This is a genomic window from Gemmatimonadales bacterium (assembly GCA_019637315.1).
Lineage (GTDB): Bacteria > Gemmatimonadota > Gemmatimonadetes > Gemmatimonadales > GWC2-71-9 > SHZU01.
The window spans coordinates 37,168-53,709 of sequence record JAHBVU010000016.1 but is presented as its reverse complement, the minus strand read 5'-3'; the positions used below and the strand labels follow the sequence as shown (position 1 = coordinate 53,709).

The 16,542-nt window shown below is 65.3% G+C and carries 12 protein-coding genes; 6 read left to right on the top strand and 6 right to left on the bottom strand.

Features of this window, described 5'->3' with window-relative positions; translation table 11 throughout:
- Window positions 1-54: 54 nt before the first annotated feature.
- Together KF785_13860 and KF785_13855 are read right to left on the bottom strand one after the other, a co-directional pair.
- Window positions 55-537 carry a flavin reductase family protein gene (locus tag KF785_13860; protein ID MBX3147848.1) on the bottom strand — a complete coding sequence of 161 codons (483 nt, stop codon included), beginning with the start codon at window positions 535-537 and terminating at the stop codon, window positions 55-57.
- 97 nt (window positions 538-634) lie between these two features.
- On the bottom strand, window positions 635-1,414 hold the full coding sequence (locus KF785_13855) for a DUF92 domain-containing protein (GenBank protein ID MBX3147847.1): 780 nt from the start codon (window positions 1,412-1,414) through the stop codon (window positions 635-637).
- Between the two features lie 54 nt (window positions 1,415-1,468).
- Here KF785_13855 and KF785_13850 point away from each other — a divergent pair, with 54 nt between their 5' ends.
- Genes KF785_13850 through KF785_13840 form a run of 3 tightly spaced genes read left to right on the top strand, consistent with a single transcriptional unit; the run spans window position 1,469 to window position 4,688 of the window.
- Window positions 1,469-2,101, top strand: coding sequence for a hypothetical protein (locus tag KF785_13850; protein ID MBX3147846.1), 633 nt, complete (start codon window positions 1,469-1,471; stop codon window positions 2,099-2,101).
- A 12-nt stretch (window positions 2,102-2,113) separates the two neighbouring features.
- The gene (locus tag KF785_13845; GenBank protein MBX3147845.1) at window positions 2,114-3,298 is read left to right on the top strand and encodes an aminopeptidase P family protein; all 1,185 of its coding nucleotides are present in this window, start codon (window positions 2,114-2,116) and stop codon (window positions 3,296-3,298) included.
- A gap of 7 nt (window positions 3,299-3,305) precedes the next feature.
- Window positions 3,306-4,688: a GWxTD domain-containing protein gene (locus KF785_13840; GenBank protein MBX3147844.1), complete on the top strand. Its 1,383-nt coding sequence runs from the start codon at window positions 3,306-3,308 to the stop codon at window positions 4,686-4,688.
- A 10-nt stretch (window positions 4,689-4,698) separates the two neighbouring features.
- Here KF785_13840 and KF785_13835 read toward each other — a convergent pair whose 3' ends face one another.
- Window positions 4,699-6,834 carry a PBP1A family penicillin-binding protein gene (locus KF785_13835; GenBank protein MBX3147843.1) on the bottom strand — a complete coding sequence of 712 codons (2,136 nt, stop codon included), beginning with the start codon at window positions 6,832-6,834 and terminating at the stop codon, window positions 4,699-4,701.
- A gap of 112 nt (window positions 6,835-6,946) precedes the next feature.
- Complete coding sequence (locus KF785_13830) at window positions 6,947-7,993, bottom strand: heme o synthase (protein MBX3147842.1); 1,047 nt, start codon at window positions 7,991-7,993, stop codon at window positions 6,947-6,949.
- A gap of 23 nt (window positions 7,994-8,016) precedes the next feature.
- Here KF785_13830 and KF785_13825 point away from each other — a divergent pair, with 23 nt between their 5' ends.
- Window positions 8,017-9,345 carry an amino acid permease gene (locus KF785_13825; protein ID MBX3147841.1) on the top strand — a complete coding sequence of 443 codons (1,329 nt, stop codon included), beginning with the start codon at window positions 8,017-8,019 and terminating at the stop codon, window positions 9,343-9,345.
- Window positions 9,346-9,545: 200 nt separating this feature from the next.
- Entirely contained in the window at window positions 9,546-12,710 is a 3,165-nt protein-coding gene (locus tag KF785_13820) for a TonB-dependent receptor (GenBank protein ID MBX3147840.1), read from the top strand.
- Window positions 12,711-12,841: 131 nt separating this feature from the next.
- Here KF785_13820 and KF785_13815 read toward each other — a convergent pair whose 3' ends face one another.
- Together KF785_13815 and KF785_13810 are read right to left on the bottom strand one after the other, a co-directional pair.
- Entirely contained in the window at window positions 12,842-13,927 is a 1,086-nt protein-coding gene (locus KF785_13815; GenBank protein MBX3147839.1) for an LptF/LptG family permease, read from the bottom strand.
- 2 nt (window positions 13,928-13,929) lie between these two features.
- Complete coding sequence (locus tag KF785_13810; protein MBX3147838.1) at window positions 13,930-15,465, bottom strand: LptF/LptG family permease; 1,536 nt, start codon at window positions 15,463-15,465, stop codon at window positions 13,930-13,932.
- A 126-nt stretch (window positions 15,466-15,591) separates the two neighbouring features.
- Here KF785_13810 and KF785_13805 point away from each other — a divergent pair, with 126 nt between their 5' ends.
- Window positions 15,592-16,512 (top strand): M28 family peptidase, encoded by a 921-nt coding sequence (locus KF785_13805; GenBank protein ID MBX3147837.1) that lies wholly within the window; start codon window positions 15,592-15,594, stop codon window positions 16,510-16,512.
- Window positions 16,513-16,542: the final 30 nt, after the last annotated feature.

Below are 16,542 nucleotides of genomic sequence, written 5' to 3'. Positions count from 1 at the left end.
CGCAGCGAAAGCGACGACTGACCTCGCTTGCCGAGCAGCGTCGGCCGCTCGGTCCTATCCCGCTAGTGCCCGGTAGCCTCCTCGGAAGTACAGCAGTGGTCGGCCGTCACGAGCCGTGCCGCCGACCACCCGACCGATCACGATGGTGTGATCGCCAACGGCGTAGCGGTCGAAGATCTCGCATTCGATCGTGGCAATCGTACCATCGAGCGCAATCCGGCCATCATCGGTCGTCCGGTAACCGACCCCGTCGAGCCGGTCCGGAGCTGGCGTTCCGGCAAATCGCCGTGACAGGGCTTCCTGCTCGTGGCTCAGCACGTTGACCGTGAACCGATCGGTCACTGCAATGGTGGCGTGGAACTCGGCGCGATGCTCCACATTGAGGCTGATCAGGGGCGGGTCGAGTGACACCGACGCAAAACTGTTGGCGGTCATTCCGATGGGCCGGCCGGTCGGGTCGATGGCCGTGACAACGACGACGCCGGTGGCAAAGCGACCGCAGAGGGCGCGAAAGTGGGCGGAATCGACATCGGACATGGGGTGCCTCCGGTCGCAAACGGTCCCGGGCCCGGTGGCGCGGGAAAGCGTTGATTGACGAGCAGGGCGCGTGCCAGGCCCGCGGTAGCCGGCGACGTCAGCCGCCGACGAGCGGCCAGAGCAGGGCGCCGCTCGCCACCGCAAGGGCGGTGACGGCGGCATTGACGCCGTCGTTGTCGAGCCAGCGGATGCCGCGCACCGGGGTTGGCATCGTGCCGCAGCCGTGCGGCGACCGTTCGGTCGCTTGGTCGCACCTGGCGCAGTGGTAACGCACCTGCAGGCGCGACCCCAGCGCTGAGTCAAGCAGCATGGCGGTCGTTCCGATTCCGGCGGCGACGAGCATCAGGCTGCCTCGTCCGGTGACGCTCGTGCCCACCAGCCCGATCAGACCGGCACCCAGGATCCCTGCGGAAATTCCGAGGCCGGTCACGCCGCCGCTGGTGCCTCGGACCACGGGCTGCCGTGTCAGCAGATCTCGGGGTGTGCGGGGGCTCAGGCTGCCCAGGGCGGTGGCCCAGGTATCGCCGCACGCGGCGGCCAGACCGACCGTCAGCAACCAGAGGCCCAGCCCGGGCACGGCTGGCTCGGCCAGTGCTCCCAGCGCTGCAAAGCCGCCGTTGGCCAGTACCTGGCGGTGATTGCGGGTCTCGCTCTTCGCTTCCTCCGCATCGCCTCGGGCCTGGACCGAGAGGCGCGAGGCGACCGATGCCGCGACGAAATAGGTCCCCAGCACGGCGGCGCCGAGCCAGCCGGTGGCCCAGAGGATCGCCGAGCCGATGGCAGTGGCTGCGATGGCGCCGGTCGGGCTCAGGGACCGGAGCAGGAAGGCAAGCAGGGCCGCGGCGGCGGACACGCCGATGGCAATGAAGACGGGCATTGGGGAAAGTAAACGATTATTTTCTTCGGCCAGCATGCTCCACGCTACAGTCCCGTGAGTGTTCCCACGACCGTCCACGCGATCGTTCCGCTATCGCTTCTCGAAGCGATCCGGAACCTCGACACGCCACCCAACGACGGCCTGCCCGCTGAACTGTCCGAGGAGGCCTTTGCCAAGCGGCTGGGACTGAGCCCTACCGTCGCTGCCCAGATCGAGCGATACCGGGACGCGCTCGAGCACGGTACCCTGATTTCGGACGCCGAGGGGGTCCAGGTGTTTCGTCTCGCCGGCCGGCGCTCCGACGCGGACCTGGTCTACGCCGATGCCGGCCGTCGCGCGGCTCGCCATGCGGCGCGGCTTCGGGTCGCTCGCCCGGGAATGTTGAATGCGGTGCTTCCGGGGGCGTCGAAGCGGCGGGCCGGCCGGCGCCGGGCGGCCCGCACCCTCGAGCAGGTCTTCGGCGTGCGGCTCGCCCCCGACGGCGGGGCGCTGATCATGCGCGTCGACCGCAGCCTGGCGGTGCGGGCCGGGTTTGCCGGCTCGGGGTGTGAGTTCTATCGGTCGCTTGCCATGGAACTGTTGCGGCTCAGCAGCGGTTTCGAGGGAGCGCTGCACCATCCTGAGTGCGAAGGAAGCGGTGCGCTGGAATGTCGCTGGACGGTCGCCGATACTGACGGACCGTGGTGAAAGGACGACGCGATGCATCATCTTGCCAGCCTCGATCGGGACGCCCTGCGGGTCGGGCTCGAAACGGCAGGTGCGGACGGGTGGCTGCTCTTCGACTTCAAGGGGCTCAATCCGATTGCGCTCCGTATGCTGCGCATCAAACCTGGGACCCGGCGGATCTTTGTCTATCTCCCCCGTGAGGGCGCTCCGGTTGCCATAGCGCACAAGATCGAACTCCACGCGGTCGAAGGCTTCCCCGGCGAAGTCATCGCCTATGCTCGCTGGGAAGAGCTCGATGCGGCCATCGACCGGGTGGTGCGCGGTCGAACCGTGGCGATGGAGGTGTCGATGCGCGACGCGGTTCCCTACCTCGATCGGGTGCCGCTCGGTGTGGTACAACTGATCGAAGCGGCGGGTGGGCGGGTCGTGTCGAGCGCCCCCCTGGTAACCCAGTTCACCGCGCGGTGGAGCGCCGAAGAAACGGAAGATCACCGCTTTGCCGCCGAGATTCTGGCGCAGGTGGCCAAACGCGTGATGGCCGAGACGATCGCGGCGGCTGGGACGGGAATCACCGAGTCGGCGGTTCAGGCGCGGGTGGTTGCGCTCCTCGAGGGGCACGGCTTGCGGGTCGATCCCGGCCACCTGCCGATCATCGGCTTTGGACCAAACTCCGCCAATCCGCACTACGAGCCGGTTGCGGGTCGGGACCGGGCCCTCGAACCCAACGAGGTCGTCCTGATTGATCTCTTTGCCGGTCGGACGCTCGAGACTGTCTTTGCCGATCAGACCTGGATGGGTTTCAGTGGTCCGGTTCCTCCTGACGATGTGCTCGCGGTCTGGACCACGGTGCGAGATGCGCGTGATGCCGCAATCGCCGCTGTGTGGCAGGCCGTCGGGGAGAAACGTCCCCTCAAGGGATTCGAGATCGATCGGGCGGCGCGCGGGGTCATCGAATCGGCCGGGTACGGCGGGTATTTCGTGCACCGGACCGGCCACGCGATCGATCGCGATCTGCACGGCTCCGGGCCGCATTGCGACGACTACGAAACGCACGACGACCGGATCCTGGTTCCGGGGGTCGGCTTCTCGGTCGAGCCGGGCGTGTACCTGACCGGTCGCTTTGGCGTCCGAAGCGAGGTGAACATGTACTGGGGCGCCGACGGGGCCGTCGTAACACCCGAGGACGTGCAGCGTACGCTGATTCTGTCATCCGCGTAGGAGATTCATGAGTAGTTGGTTGGGCCTTCTTGCCGTGCTGGCCGCCTGGGCGCCGCAACCGGATACAGGCCTGGTGGTCCGGCCGGTCCGATTCTATCGCGCCGATCCAGGACAGTCGCCGGGCGTCACGCAGGTAACCACCTTTCTTCGCATTCCTGCGCAGCTGCCACAGCCCGGTCCCGATGGCCAGGTCAGCCTGACCTTCTCGGTGCGAATCCGGGATTCGAGTGGTACCGTCCTCCACGAACAGAGCTGGCGCCGTCGAACCGCCATACCCTTTCCCCGCGGCGAGGCCGAGCGCCTCGACCTGATTCGTTTTTCTCTCGGACCCGGCACCTTCGTGCTGGAGAGCTCAGTGACCGACTCTGTTTCGGGGGTTCGAGCAGCCGCCTCGGTTGCGATTCAGGGATATGCGGTGCAGCCGTCAGCGTCGGACCTGCTGGTCAGTCCCTGGGTGCGGCCGGTCGCATCGGTCGATACCGTGCCGCAACCGGGTGAGTTCCGCCGGGGCAACCTGATCGTGGCGATTGCGCCGGAGGTCGTGGTCGGAGGGGCCGACGCATCGATTGCGTACCTGCTGGAAACCTACGAGGGTACCAGTCGCGACGGCACGCTGACGGTTGTCGTGACCGATCAGGATGGCGTCGACCGCCGGCGGATCGGTCCGACACCGATTCGCGTCGCGGCCGGGATCGGTCAGATTACCGGGCAGGTCGAGCTGGGTGAGTTGCCCGAAGGACGCTACCGGTTGCGGACCGACATCGATGTCGGGGGCAGAATCACGGCGCGTGAGGCGCCCTTCCTCTTCGACGCAGTGGTGGGGAATGCACCCTCGGCGCTTTCCGATGAGGCATATTTTGCCGCGCTGTCCGGGCCGCTGCTGGATCAGGCGTTTGCGCCGCTTGCCGCGCTCGCGCCGCCGCGTGATTTGGCGGCCTGGCCGGCTCGCGGCTCCGACGCCGAGAAGCGGGAGTTTCTCGCCGCATTCTGGCGACCGCGCGATCCGACCCCGCGCACGGCCGGCAACGAGCGGCGGGCGCAGTTCTACGACGGTGTCACCTATGCCAACGCCTTTTACGGCGATGCTCGGCGGCGACTGCCCGGCTGGCAGTCCGATCGCGGTCGGGTCTTCCTCCGCGAAGGATTGCCGACTCAGGTGCTCCGGCGTCAGCAGCGCGGCGCCGTACCTGCGTACGAGGTGTGGCGCTACTTCGAGCCGGTCAGTCGCTACTACCTGTTCGTCGATCGGGGCGCCGCGGGCGGGTTTCTCCTGGCGCGGTCCAGCGACGAGCGGGAAGCCCAGGTCGAGCGCTGGCGGGAATGGCTCACGCCAACCGGGGTGCAGGAAGTGGTCGACTTCCTGGGACGGATGGTGCTCTCGCCCGACTGAGGTGTTGGTGTCAGTGACCGGCGCCGCGCCGGTTGTCCAGTTGCCGTTCGATCAGCCGCTCCAGCAGCTGAGCAACGAGACGGCCGGTCCGTCCCCGCACCCGGTCGCGCCATTCGCCCCGGTCCGGGTTCCATTCCGGGAGCGGCATCGGCTCATCGACGCAGCGGCCCGCCGGAGCCGTCCCTTCCAGAAAGACTTCTTCGCCGGTGCAGTGCCAGCTCCAACCGTCGGCAATCCGCGCTACCTCGATACCGTCAGGGACCTGGAATCGGCCCGGGGCCGGATTGGCCCGCTCGAGGAAACGAGCCACGATCGGGAGGGCCGCGTCCGCGCCTGTGAGCTTGAGGCTGCGGCCGTCGTCGTACCCCATCCAGACCCCGACGACCAAGGTTGGTGAGTAGGCCACGAACCAGGCGTCGCGCCAGTCGTTCGAGGTGCCGGTCTTGCCCGCCATGCGCCCCTGTCGCTCGGGAGTGCCGAGGGCTCGTGACGTACCGCGCTCGACCGCTCCGGTCAACGCGGAAGTGATCAGGTACGCTTCGGCCGGGGCAACCACGGTCGAGACGTCCGGCGGCCCGCCGTCGGGATACTCGCCTCGCTGGCGTGCGGCGCCCAGCAGGATCCGGCTCGAGGCCAGCTGTCCGCCAGTGGCAAAGACCCCGTAGGCGCGGGTCAGTTCCAGCAGGCTGATTTCCGAGGAGCCCAGGGCCAGGCTCGGAACCGGAACGAGCGGGCTGGTAATGCCCAGCTGGCGCGCCGTCGCGGCAATCCTCTCCGGGCCGACGGCCAGGCCGATCCGGACAAATGGGATGTTGAGCGATTGCTCCAGCGCCTGTCGCATCGTGACCGCGCCCCGGAAGTTTCCGTCGTAGTTGGCCGGCTCCCACGATTCTGATCCGGTGGTGACCCGGATCGGCTCATCATCGATGCGCGACGCCAGGGTAAAGGCCGGCTGACTGGCGCCGGCGCGCCGAAGCGCAGCGAGCGCCACGATCGGTTTGAAGGTGCTGCCCGGCTGGCGGCGCGCATCGACCGCGCGGTTGAACTGCGAGGTTCCATAGTCGCGCCCGCCGACCATGGCGAGGATGTCGCCGCTCCGCGGGTCGATCGCAATCAGCGCCGCCTGGGCGTCCGGGGCTCGGTGCCGGGCCAGACCGTCCTTGACGGCGCCGACGGCGGCCCGCTGGAGTTCGGCGTCCAGCGTGGTGTAGATCGCCACACCGCGCGACGAGACTCGACCTGGCAAGCCGCGCACCGCGTGATCCCGAAAGTGGCGAGCATCGAGGCGCGTGGCCGGGTAGGCGCGGGTGGCCACTTTGCTGCGGCGGGCCGCCGCGGCGCGCTCGCTGCCGATCCGATCCTGCTCGACCATCAGGCCGAGGACCAGGTTGCGCCGGCGCCGGGCCAGCTCCGCATTGCGGGTCGGGGCCAGACGGTTCGGCGCGTGGATCATGGCGGCCAGCAGCGCACTCTCTGCCAGCGAGATCTTGCGAGCATCCTTGCCGAAGTAGTAGCGCGCGGCGGCGCCGACCCCATGCATGGCTCGGCCGCGGTCCTGACCGAGGTAGATCTCGTTCAGGTAGGCCTCGAGGATGGTGGCCTTGTCGTACCGAAGTTCGAGCGCGATGGCCATGGCGGCCTCACGGGCCTTCCGGAGCGGGGTCCGCTCTGCCGAAAGAAAGAGATTCTTGGCCAGCTGCTGCGTGATGGTGCTGCCCCCTTGAGCGATCCCGCCGGCCTTGAGGTTGGCCACCAGCGCGCCACCGATGCGGCGGGGGTCGAGCCCGTGGTGGTCGTAGAAGCGCTGGTCCTCGATTGCCAGCACGGCGTCCACCAGATGGCGAGGAAGCACGTCGAGGTCGACTGGCAGGCGGATCTCATCCGGGGCGCCTGGTGCCGGGGCAATCAACGTTGGGCTCGGGCGGCCGCCGGAACCGCGCCAGGCGTGGGGTCGACTGTACAGGCCGGAGGGAAGCCGGGTCGCTGGCGCCTCGAGCCGCGCTCGAATCGCCGCCTCGACAGCAATGACAGTGGTACCAATGACCAGAGTCGCAAATGCGACCCCGACGAGCAGCCTGCCGTTGATCCGAGCGCGGGTCCAAGTAAGCCCCGCGCCCAAGCGGGTCCGGATTTCCTGCCAGGACATGGGCGGCCCTCCAGTGGTCGTAAATCCATTGGACGCACGAAACCTCGAAATGGTTTCATGCTGCAACGGACTGTGACGGACGGAGGCTAAGGGCGGAATGCGCCCGGTGTCGTCAGTGGTCCAGGTGGTTCTGGTGGGGGGACGGGGCGTCAGCCCGGCTCAGCTCGAGTTCCACCGCCGGTCCTTCGGCGTGGCCGAACGGCAGCAGGTGGTCGACGCCCATGGCGACGAAGAGCAGGGCCAGGTACAGCAGCGAATAGCGGTACATCGACCAAGCCGTCGGGGTGACGCCTTGTTCGCGCAGCAGCTTGACGCAGTACCAGACCAGGCGGCTGCCCAGGGCGAGCGCAATCACGCCATAGACAACGCCCTGGGTGCCGGCCAGCGTCGGCAGCACCGTGAGCGGAAGCAGGAGCAGGGTGTAACCCAGCATCTGCCGTTTGGTATGGTGTACTCCCCGCACCACGGGCAGCATCGGCACCCCGACGGTCGCGTAGTCTTTGCTCTTGACCAGGGCCAGCGCCCAGAAGTGGGGCGGGGTCCAGTAGAACACGATGGCGAAGAGGAAAATGGCGCCGAGGTCGATCGAGCCGGTCATGGCGGCCCACCCCACCAGGGGCGGGAAGGCGCCGGCGGCACCGCCGATCACGATGTTTTGCGGCGTGTTTCGCTTGAGCCAGACAGTGTAGATGAAGACGTAGAACAGGAAGCCGGCGAGGGCGAGCCAGGCCGACAACGGATTGACCAGGTTCCAGAACAGGGCAAATGCCACCACGCCCAGCGCGATGCCGAAGAACAAGGCTGCCCCTGCCGGAATCCGGCCTGAGGGAATCGGCCGAGTCCGGGTTCGGACCATTTTGACGTCGATATCCCGGTCGAACCACATGTTCACGGCGTTGGCTCCGCCCGACATCAGATAGCCCGCCAGACTGACCCAGAGGACCAGCTCCAATGAAGGCAAGCCCATCGGGGTAATGAACATTGGGGCAATGGTCGTGACCAGGAGCAGCGAAATGATACGCGGCTTGGTCAGCGCAACCAGGTCCCGGAGAAGGCTCGTCAAGGCGTGGGTCGTTCCAGATTGGGAGCAAAGACTGTCATCTGTTCCAACCTCGAAATATACTCTACCTGGCCCTCCGAGACATCGTCTCGTGCGCATTCCCCCAAATCACGACGACCCCTATGGCTACCGCGGTTTCTGATCGTCTGCCCCGTACCATCGGTTTGTTCTCGGCCGTCGCCATCATCGTTGGCACGACCATCGGTTCCGGAATCTTCCGGGTTCCGGCGTCCGTGGCTGCTCAGCTGGGCGAACCAGGGCCGGTGCTGCTGGCGTGGGTCCTGGGTGGTGTCCTGGCGCTCTTCGGCGCGCTGACCCTGGCGGAGTTGGCGGCGATGTTCCCCCGGTCGGGGGGCGTCTTTGCCTATATCGAAGAGGGCCTCGGCCGGATGCCAGCCTTCCTGTTCGGCTGGTCGCAACTGGCGGTGATCCGGGCGTCCGCCTTGGGGGGGATTTCGACCATCTTTGCCGAGTATCTCGGGTACTTCCTCAAGTTCACCCCGAGTCAGGTCCGATACGTTGCGGCGGGGACAATCCTCTTTGTGGCGCTGATCAACTATCTCAGCACCACGGCGGCGGCCAAGGTGGTGAGCAACTTCATGATCGCCAAGTACGTGGCCATGGTCGCGCTGATCGTGCTGGCCTTCACGGCTGGCGATGGCAGTTTCAGCCATTTCAGCGGTACCGGGTCGACGGCTTTCAGCATGTCGATGGTGGCGTCGGCGCTGGTATCGATCATGTGGGCCTATGATGGCTGGGCCGATCTGTCGTATATCGGCGGCGAAATCAAGAATCCCGGTCGCAACATCCCGCTCGCGCTCGTCATCGGGACGACGATGATCATCGTCGTCTACTTGCTGATGAACGCGGCGTATGTGTATCTCGTTCCCGTGCCCGAGATGGCGGGTGATCGACTGATCGCCTCGACGGCGGCCTCACGAATTCCACTGCTGGGTGGGGCGGGGGCCGGCATCATCGCAGCTGTCGTGATGATTTCCTGCTTCGGCAGTCTCAACGGCTCGATGCTCACCAACCCGAGGGTTTTCTTCGCGATGGCCGACCGGGGCCTCTTCTTCAAGGGTGTCGCGCGGGTGTCGCCCAAGCGTCAGACGCCGTCGGTCGCCATCTGGCTCGCGGCTGTGCTGGGCTGCATTTACGTCTTGCTCAACGACTTCCAGCAGTTGGCCGACCGCTTCGTGCTGGGCATCTGGCCCTTCTACATCATGGCGATCATTTCTGTCTTCATCCTTCGGAAACGGTCGCCGGATCTCGAGCGGCCCTACAAGACCTTCGGCTATCCGATCGTGCCGATCATTTTCCTGCTGGCGGCAACGGGCATGGTCATCAACGCCTTCGTGACCGATCCGCTCAACACCGGTGTGACCTTTGCGATCATCGGCGCCGGACTGCCTGTCTACTACTTCGGCTTCCGGAATCGCTCGGCTTCCTGAGCAGGGAGGATTGCGCACCGCATCAGATCGTCTGTCCCCGAGGAAATCGCTGCGCCGGGCCTTGCTGATGCAGGGTCCGGCGCATTGTTGCCGAACCGATACTGGTCTCGCTTGACCGCACCCATGCTGATCGCGATGTTTGTCCGCGCCTGGGCATCGTCCAGGTCGATGTCATTGATACCTTGCCTGCGGAGTAACTGATGCGGTCGTTGCGGAGGCTTAGCAGCTATCTCGTTGTAGCCATTTTAGTTAGCACATTTTCGACGGGCGCTGCCTGGGCTCAGGGTCTGACCAGCGCTGCGCTGACCGGGGTGATCACCCGGGAGGGCGGGCAGCCGGTCGAGGCCGCCAACGTTGCCCTGACCAACACCAGTACGGGCGCTCGGCTCTCGACCACGACCGGTGCCAACGGCCGGTACAACTTCGAGAACGTCCCCCCGGGCGGACCCTATACCATTGACGTGCGTGGCATCGGATTTCAGCCGGTGACCAAGACCGGCATCCGGCTGAGTCTCGGTCAGCGGCAGGTCGAGAACTTCGAGCTGCAGCAGCAAGTCATCATGCTGGAAGAGCTTGCGGTAACGGCGGCGACCAACCCGTTGATCAACGCCGGACGCACCGGAGCAGCCCAGACCGTCTCGGGTGAAACCATTCGTCGGATGCCGAGCCTTGGTCGCAACTTCACGGACCTGATCCGGACCAGTCCGCAGGTTTTGCTGGGTTCATCGGTCGGTGGGCAAAACGGGCGGTTCAACGCCATCCAAATCGACGGTGGCGTGAACAACGACATCTTCGGGTTGTCCTCCGGCGGCACGCCGGGCGGGTCTGCCGGCGCCAAGCCGATCTCGCTCGAAGCGATTCAGGAGTACCAGGTTCTGGTGGCGCCGTTCGACGTTCGGCAGGGCAGTTTCTCCGGCGGTCTCGTCAACGGCATCACGCGTTCGGGCACCAACCAGTTTCATGGCTCGCTCTTCGGCTATCTGCAGCGCCCGGACCTGGTAGGGAAGGACACCGCCGGTGTCGAGATTTCCCAGTTCGATATCAAGCAGTACGGCGGGACCCTTGGCGGACCGATCATTCGCGATCGGCTTCACTTCTTCATGAGTGCCGATCTCCAGGGCTCGACGACGCCGTTCGTCGGCGCGGCTGCCGACGACCCGACCACCGGGATCACGTCGGGGGCGGTGAATCAGGTGCGGCAGATTCTGCGGGATCGCTATGGATTTGATCCGGGTGGTGTCGAGGCGCCACAAAACCTCAATCAGCCCGACAAGAACTTCTTCGGCAAGATCAATGCGCAGCTTGGCGGCTCGTCGCAGCTCGAGGTTTCCTACAACTACATTCGGGCCAGCCGCGATGCCTTCAGCCGCGGCACCCGGAACCTGGCCGATCGTGACGGCTGGCAGTTGTCGAACAGCGGCTACAAGATCGGCAACACGACCAACTCGATCCGCTCCAAGTTCACCACCGTGCTCGGCCGGGCCAGCCTCGAGGTCCTCGCGGGGTATCAGACGGTCCGCGATGCCCGCGAAATTGCCAATCAGACGCCACTCATCATGGTGCAGGACGTCCTCGGCAACTACATGGCGGCCGGTGGCGAGCGCTTCTCGCACGGCAACGAGCTGGATCAGAACATCCTCGAGCTGACAGCCAATCTTACGTTCGACGTCGGTGGCAACCACCAGATCACGATTGGCACGCATAACGAGATTTTCAGCTTCCGCAACGTCTTTGCCAACAACCGCTTCGGAACCTGGACCTTCGGTAGCGCCGACTCCCTCGATATGGGATTGGCCCGTCGCTACGAGATTGCGCTCGAGACCCGTCCGGGCGGCTTTACGGCCGACTTCGGCGTACGCCAGCTGGGCGGATACATCCAGGATACCTGGCGCCCGACCCGGGACCTGACGGTCACGGGCGGCGTCCGGTTCGACGTTCCGTTCAGCGACAAGCCCTTCCAGAACGACAACCCGAATCTGCTCGCACTCGGCGTCAACACCGGGCGGTTCCCCACGGGCAACGTGCTCTTCTCACCCCGGCTCGGGTTCAACTGGGATATCGGCGGCGAGGCGAACACCGTCCTGCGTGGTGGCGTCGGCCTCTTCTCGGGTCGTCCGCCCTACGTCTGGATGTCGAACGCGTTCACCAACACCGGTCTCGAACAGGCGACGCTTCGGTGCGACCTGACCCCGACCACTGGCAACGGCTTGACGCCGCCGGCATTCACTGTCGACATCAACAACATGCCCACCAGCTGCGCCACGGGCGGCAGCGCGGCTGCTTCGACGCCGTCGGTCAACTACTTCGAGGAAAGCTTCAAGTTCCAGCAGGCCCTGAAGCTGGCGGTCGGACTCGACAAGCAGCTGGGCAGCGGATTCGTGGCCACGCTCGATTTCATTCATACCCGGGCCCGCAATCAGATGTACCAGACCGACGATAACGTCACTGCTGGCGAGATCAACGGCGAAGGGCGCCAGCTGTATGCGGCGCCGAATCCGGCCGGTACCGCGCTGGTGCGGTTGCGCCCCACCGCTCTGCTGGGACAGGTCATCCGGCATGCGAACCGGAACGCCGACCGCTCGACGATGGCGACGGTTCAGCTTCAGAAGTCCTTTGCAGGTGGCTACGGTTTCTCGGCAGCATACACGCACGCCAGGACCGAGGATCTGATGAGCCTGGGCTCGAGTACTGCCGGGTCGAACCTGAGAAACACGGCGCTCGATGGCACCCTGGCGGATCGAAACCTCCGCCGGGCCTCCTATGACGTTCCGCACAAGGTCACCTTGAGCGGCACGGCAACGCTTCCGTTGAACATCGAGCTCTCGGCGATTTACACGGCGCGGGCGGGTACTCCGTACGCCTACGTGTACAGCAACGACGCCAACGGCGACGGCAATGCGGCCAACGACTTGTTCTACGTGCCGCGCGATGCCAACGACATTTCGCTCACCAACCCGACTGCCTGGAGCCGGCTCGACGAGTTCATCTCGAGCGAGAAGTGCCTCGATGAGCAGCGGGGACAGATCATGGAGCGCAATTCCTGCCGTAATCCGTGGATCAAGTTCCTCGATGTTCGGGTGGCCAAGCCGATCCGGACGTTGAGCGGGCAGTCGCTGTTGCTTGGTGTCGACTTCTTCAACTTCCTCAACCTGGTCAACAAGAACTGGGGCATCAATCGCGAAACCGCCCCGTTCGAGCAGGTCAGCAACTTCCTGACGATGGCCGGTTACGACACTCGCGGCACCGCGACCCAGAGCGACGACCGCGGCGTCTACACGATTCCGAACACGATGCCGTCGCGGAACCGTGCGCTGGTCAACAGCTCCCGCTGGCGGATTCAGGTGGGCGCGAAGTATCTCTTCTGAGATCCGGACATACTGCAAAGCGGAGCGGGGGTGGGACAGCTGTCCCACCCCCGCTCTTCGTTGTGACCGTTCATGTGGGGCTTGGTGCCCAATGGTTCACTGCTGCCTGCGCACCACGAGTGCGGTGCAGCTCAGGTCCGCACCCTGGCAAAGAGCCAAAGGCCAAGTGTCAAAAAGAATGCGTTGGGCAGCCAGGCAGAGAGCGTGGGTGAGATCACACCCGTGGCCCCAACGGCCTTGGCGAGGTTGATCAGCAGCAGGTAGACCACTGTGGTACCCAGACTGGCTGCGATGCCCCACGCCGCCCCGGCGCGTGGGTTGCTCATGGCCAGTGGCGCACCGAACAGCGCGATAACCAGGCATGCGGCCGGCAGCGCCAGCTTCACCGCAAGGTCGACTTCGAGTTTCTTGGTGTCGTTGCCGGAGCGCGAAAGCGTGGTGATGAAGCTCGCCAGCTCCTGATAGGTCATCTCCTCTGGGCGCTTGGGCTCGCTCAGCAGGGAGGTTGGCTGCTCGTTGAGCGTCGCCATCTCCAGGGTGGCAAACTGGGCCGTCATCCTGGCGCTCGAGTCGCCCAGGATGTGGAGCATGCCGCTTTCGAGGCGCCAGCGACCGGTCGAATCGACCCATTTGGCGCTGTCGGCGGTGATGGCAATGTTGGGGTAGTTCTCTGCGCGGCCGGCGTGCTCGAGCAGCAGGGTCTGCATCCCGTTGTTCTGGGTATCGAGATAGCGGATCGAGTAGGTCCAGCCATTGTCCGCGAGGTACACGAAATCGTACCGCGTGGTCTGGTTTCGGTTGGTGCGCTCCCGCTCGAGTTCGAGCTGTCTGGCGGTGGTTTGCGGCGCGATTTCCGTAACCCAGAAACAGAACAGGCCCGCGAGCGCTGCTGCGACCAGGATCGGAAACACCAGACGATAGAAGCTGACGCCGCCAGCCTTGGCGGCGGTAATCTCTGAATTTCGCGCCAACGGCCCGACGGTAAACACCGTGGCGAACAGGGTTGCCGCCGGAATCATGTTGGCGGTGTTCCCGGGAATCGCGAACAGCCCGATCTGCGCAATCACGGCGGCGCTCAGATCGCGGTCGAGCAGTCGGTTGAGGCGCTCGGTCAGGTAGACCAGGACCGACACGACCGGCAGACCGAGTCCGGCCAGGAAGAAGATCTTGAGCCATTGGCCGAGGACGTAGCGGCTCAGACGTCGGATGATGACCACGGTCAGGCCGCTTTCGGCTTGCGGCGGAACGGCCGCGTCAACGTATCGAGCAGATCTGCAAAGTCTCCACCGCGGGTCGATCCGAACTCACGGTTGACCCGGAAGAGGCCGATCAGGCCGACCAGCAAGACAACGGCATTGGGAGCCCACATGACGAGTGCTGGCTTGACGTAACCGCGATCGGCCAGCGCCTCGCCGCCGACCAGCCCGACATAAAAGACGGCAAAGATCGAGAGCCCGCCGCCGATGACCAGGCCCATGCCGCCCCGCGGGAAGCGCAGCGCCAGGGCCACCCCGATCAGCACGAACGTCAGGCAGGCAACACTGATGGCGTACTTCTTGTGGATCTCGACCTTGAACTTGGCGGAGGTGACCCGCGCCTGACGGCCGTCATAGGCGGCCGAGGTCACTTCACCAAGCGTACTGATGGAGGGCGGCGCCGTCTGGTCCGGAATCGGAGCGGCCACCACACCCGGGCTGGTCGAGTCGATCGCTGCCGTGTCCTGACCTGCCGGTGTGGTTGCGGGCACCGGAGCTGGTTCTTGCGCGGTGGCCACTTGGGGCAGAATGACGCGCCCAATGGCGCGCTCGATGACCCGCCACCGCCCGCAGTGCCGGACGACATCGGGGACCGGCCCCGGCTCCACGATCGGGAGCTTGAGTCGCATCAGGTTGCGAAGGTCATGCACGGCAAGGGAGTACCGCTGATCGTCGGAGACCAGGGCGCGCCGGTCGGCGTAGCTGACCTGGTCCATCATCTCGCAGGTCGTCATCTCGCGGTCGCCACGATGGAAATTGGCGGTGTCGCGGTCGAACATGTTCTGGACGTTCTTGACCCGGATCAGGTTGCGATCGAAATGGGTGATCCGGATCTTGGAGGGCTCCGCTGTGATGTACTCGTGCACCTTCCCGGTGTAGAGCGTCAGGGCGAGGTCGACCCCCCGCTCGTCGAAGGCCATCACGCCGCTGTCGGCGTACACCACCCGCCGACCGGTTGCCAGGCTCAAGTCGAAGATTTCGACGTCGGTCAGGCGACCGGAGCCCGGATACACCCGTCCGGCTCGGACGAAGTACGGCGGCAGCTGATTGATGGCCTGCTCCCGCATCTGGAAGGCAGGCTTCTTCTGGCCGATGTCCGTCTGCAGGTTACCGAGCCGCGCATTGGTGCGGGGCAGCACCTGATCGACGAAGACGAAGCTGATCAGCATCATCAGGATGCCAGCGACGAGAGCCGGTCTGAGCATCTGCATCACGCTGAGGCCACTCGCACGCATGGCAGTAATCTCGTTGTCGGCGCCAAGCTGACTGTAGCCGTACAGCACGGCCACCAGAACCGCCATCGGCAGCGTCAGCGCGACGATAAACGGAATGCTCAGTGTCAGGACTTCGACGATGACCTGCCAGGGAAGGTCCTTACCGACCAGGTTCCCGAACTGCTTGGCAAGCTGGTTGACGAGCAGGAGGCCGGTGCAGGCCCCGAGCGAAAAAACGAACGGGCCGATGATCGAACGGAGGATGTGACCGCGGAGCAGGCGCATAAGCTCTGAAAACTAATCGACCTGGGCAGTTGGAGGCCCTCTTCGTGGCTGAGATTCCGTCACTGCCCCTTCCGAACGGGGGACACCGTCCGTATCGTCCTGCCCTCACACCGCACGCGAGATCTGATGGTACGTTCAGCACTGCTGGTGCTCGCCCTTGGGGTGGTTGGCTGTCAGTCGAGCCAGCCGCCGGTACCCGAGATCGACGGCCAGGCTGCGCTTGCCTACGCCAGGGCGCAAGTCGAAATGGGGCCCCGTATTCCGGGGTCAGAGGGTCATCGCCGCACCGGGCAGTGGCTCGACAGTCTGCTGCGGATGCGCGCCGACACCGTGATCACGCAGGAATGGACCCATGTGACCCTTCAGGGAGACTCCCTGCCGATGCGGAACCTGGTCGCACGGTTCCGGCCGGACGCCGCACACCGGATACTCTTCCTGGCCCATTGGGACACCCGACCGGTGGCCGATGCGGACACGGGGGCCCGTGCCAAGCAACCGGTTCCGGGCGCCAATGACGGGGCCTCGGGGGTCGCCGTCCTCCTGGCCATGGCGGATGTGCTGTCCGCTCGGCCGCCGGAGGTCGGAGTCGACTTGCTGATGGTTGACGGTGAGGACTACGGTGACTTCAGCGAAGACGCTGATGTGCTGATCGGGTCGCGCTACTATGCCAAGCACCAGATCGGCCCGAAACCGGAGTACGCCATCCTGCTCGACATGGTCGGCGCTGCGAACTCACGCTTTCGGAAAGAGGGCTATTCCGTGACCGCAGCCCCCGCGCTGGTCGACGCGGTTTGGGCTATGGCAAAACGAATGGGATACGACGCCCTGTTCGTCGACCAGATCGGGCCGGCCATTACGGATGACCATATTCCGCTGCAGCAGGTGGGCATCCGCGCCATCGATGTGATTGCCGACTTCGGGGCGGGCACCGGGTTCCCGTACTGGCATACGGTCGATGACACGGTCGACAAGCTGAGTGCCGCCACGCTCGAGGCGGTCGGCAATGTGATGATGGCGATGATTCGAGAGGCGCGCCCATCTCGGTAGGCGGGTAGAGCAGGGTGGGGGCCGTTTGTA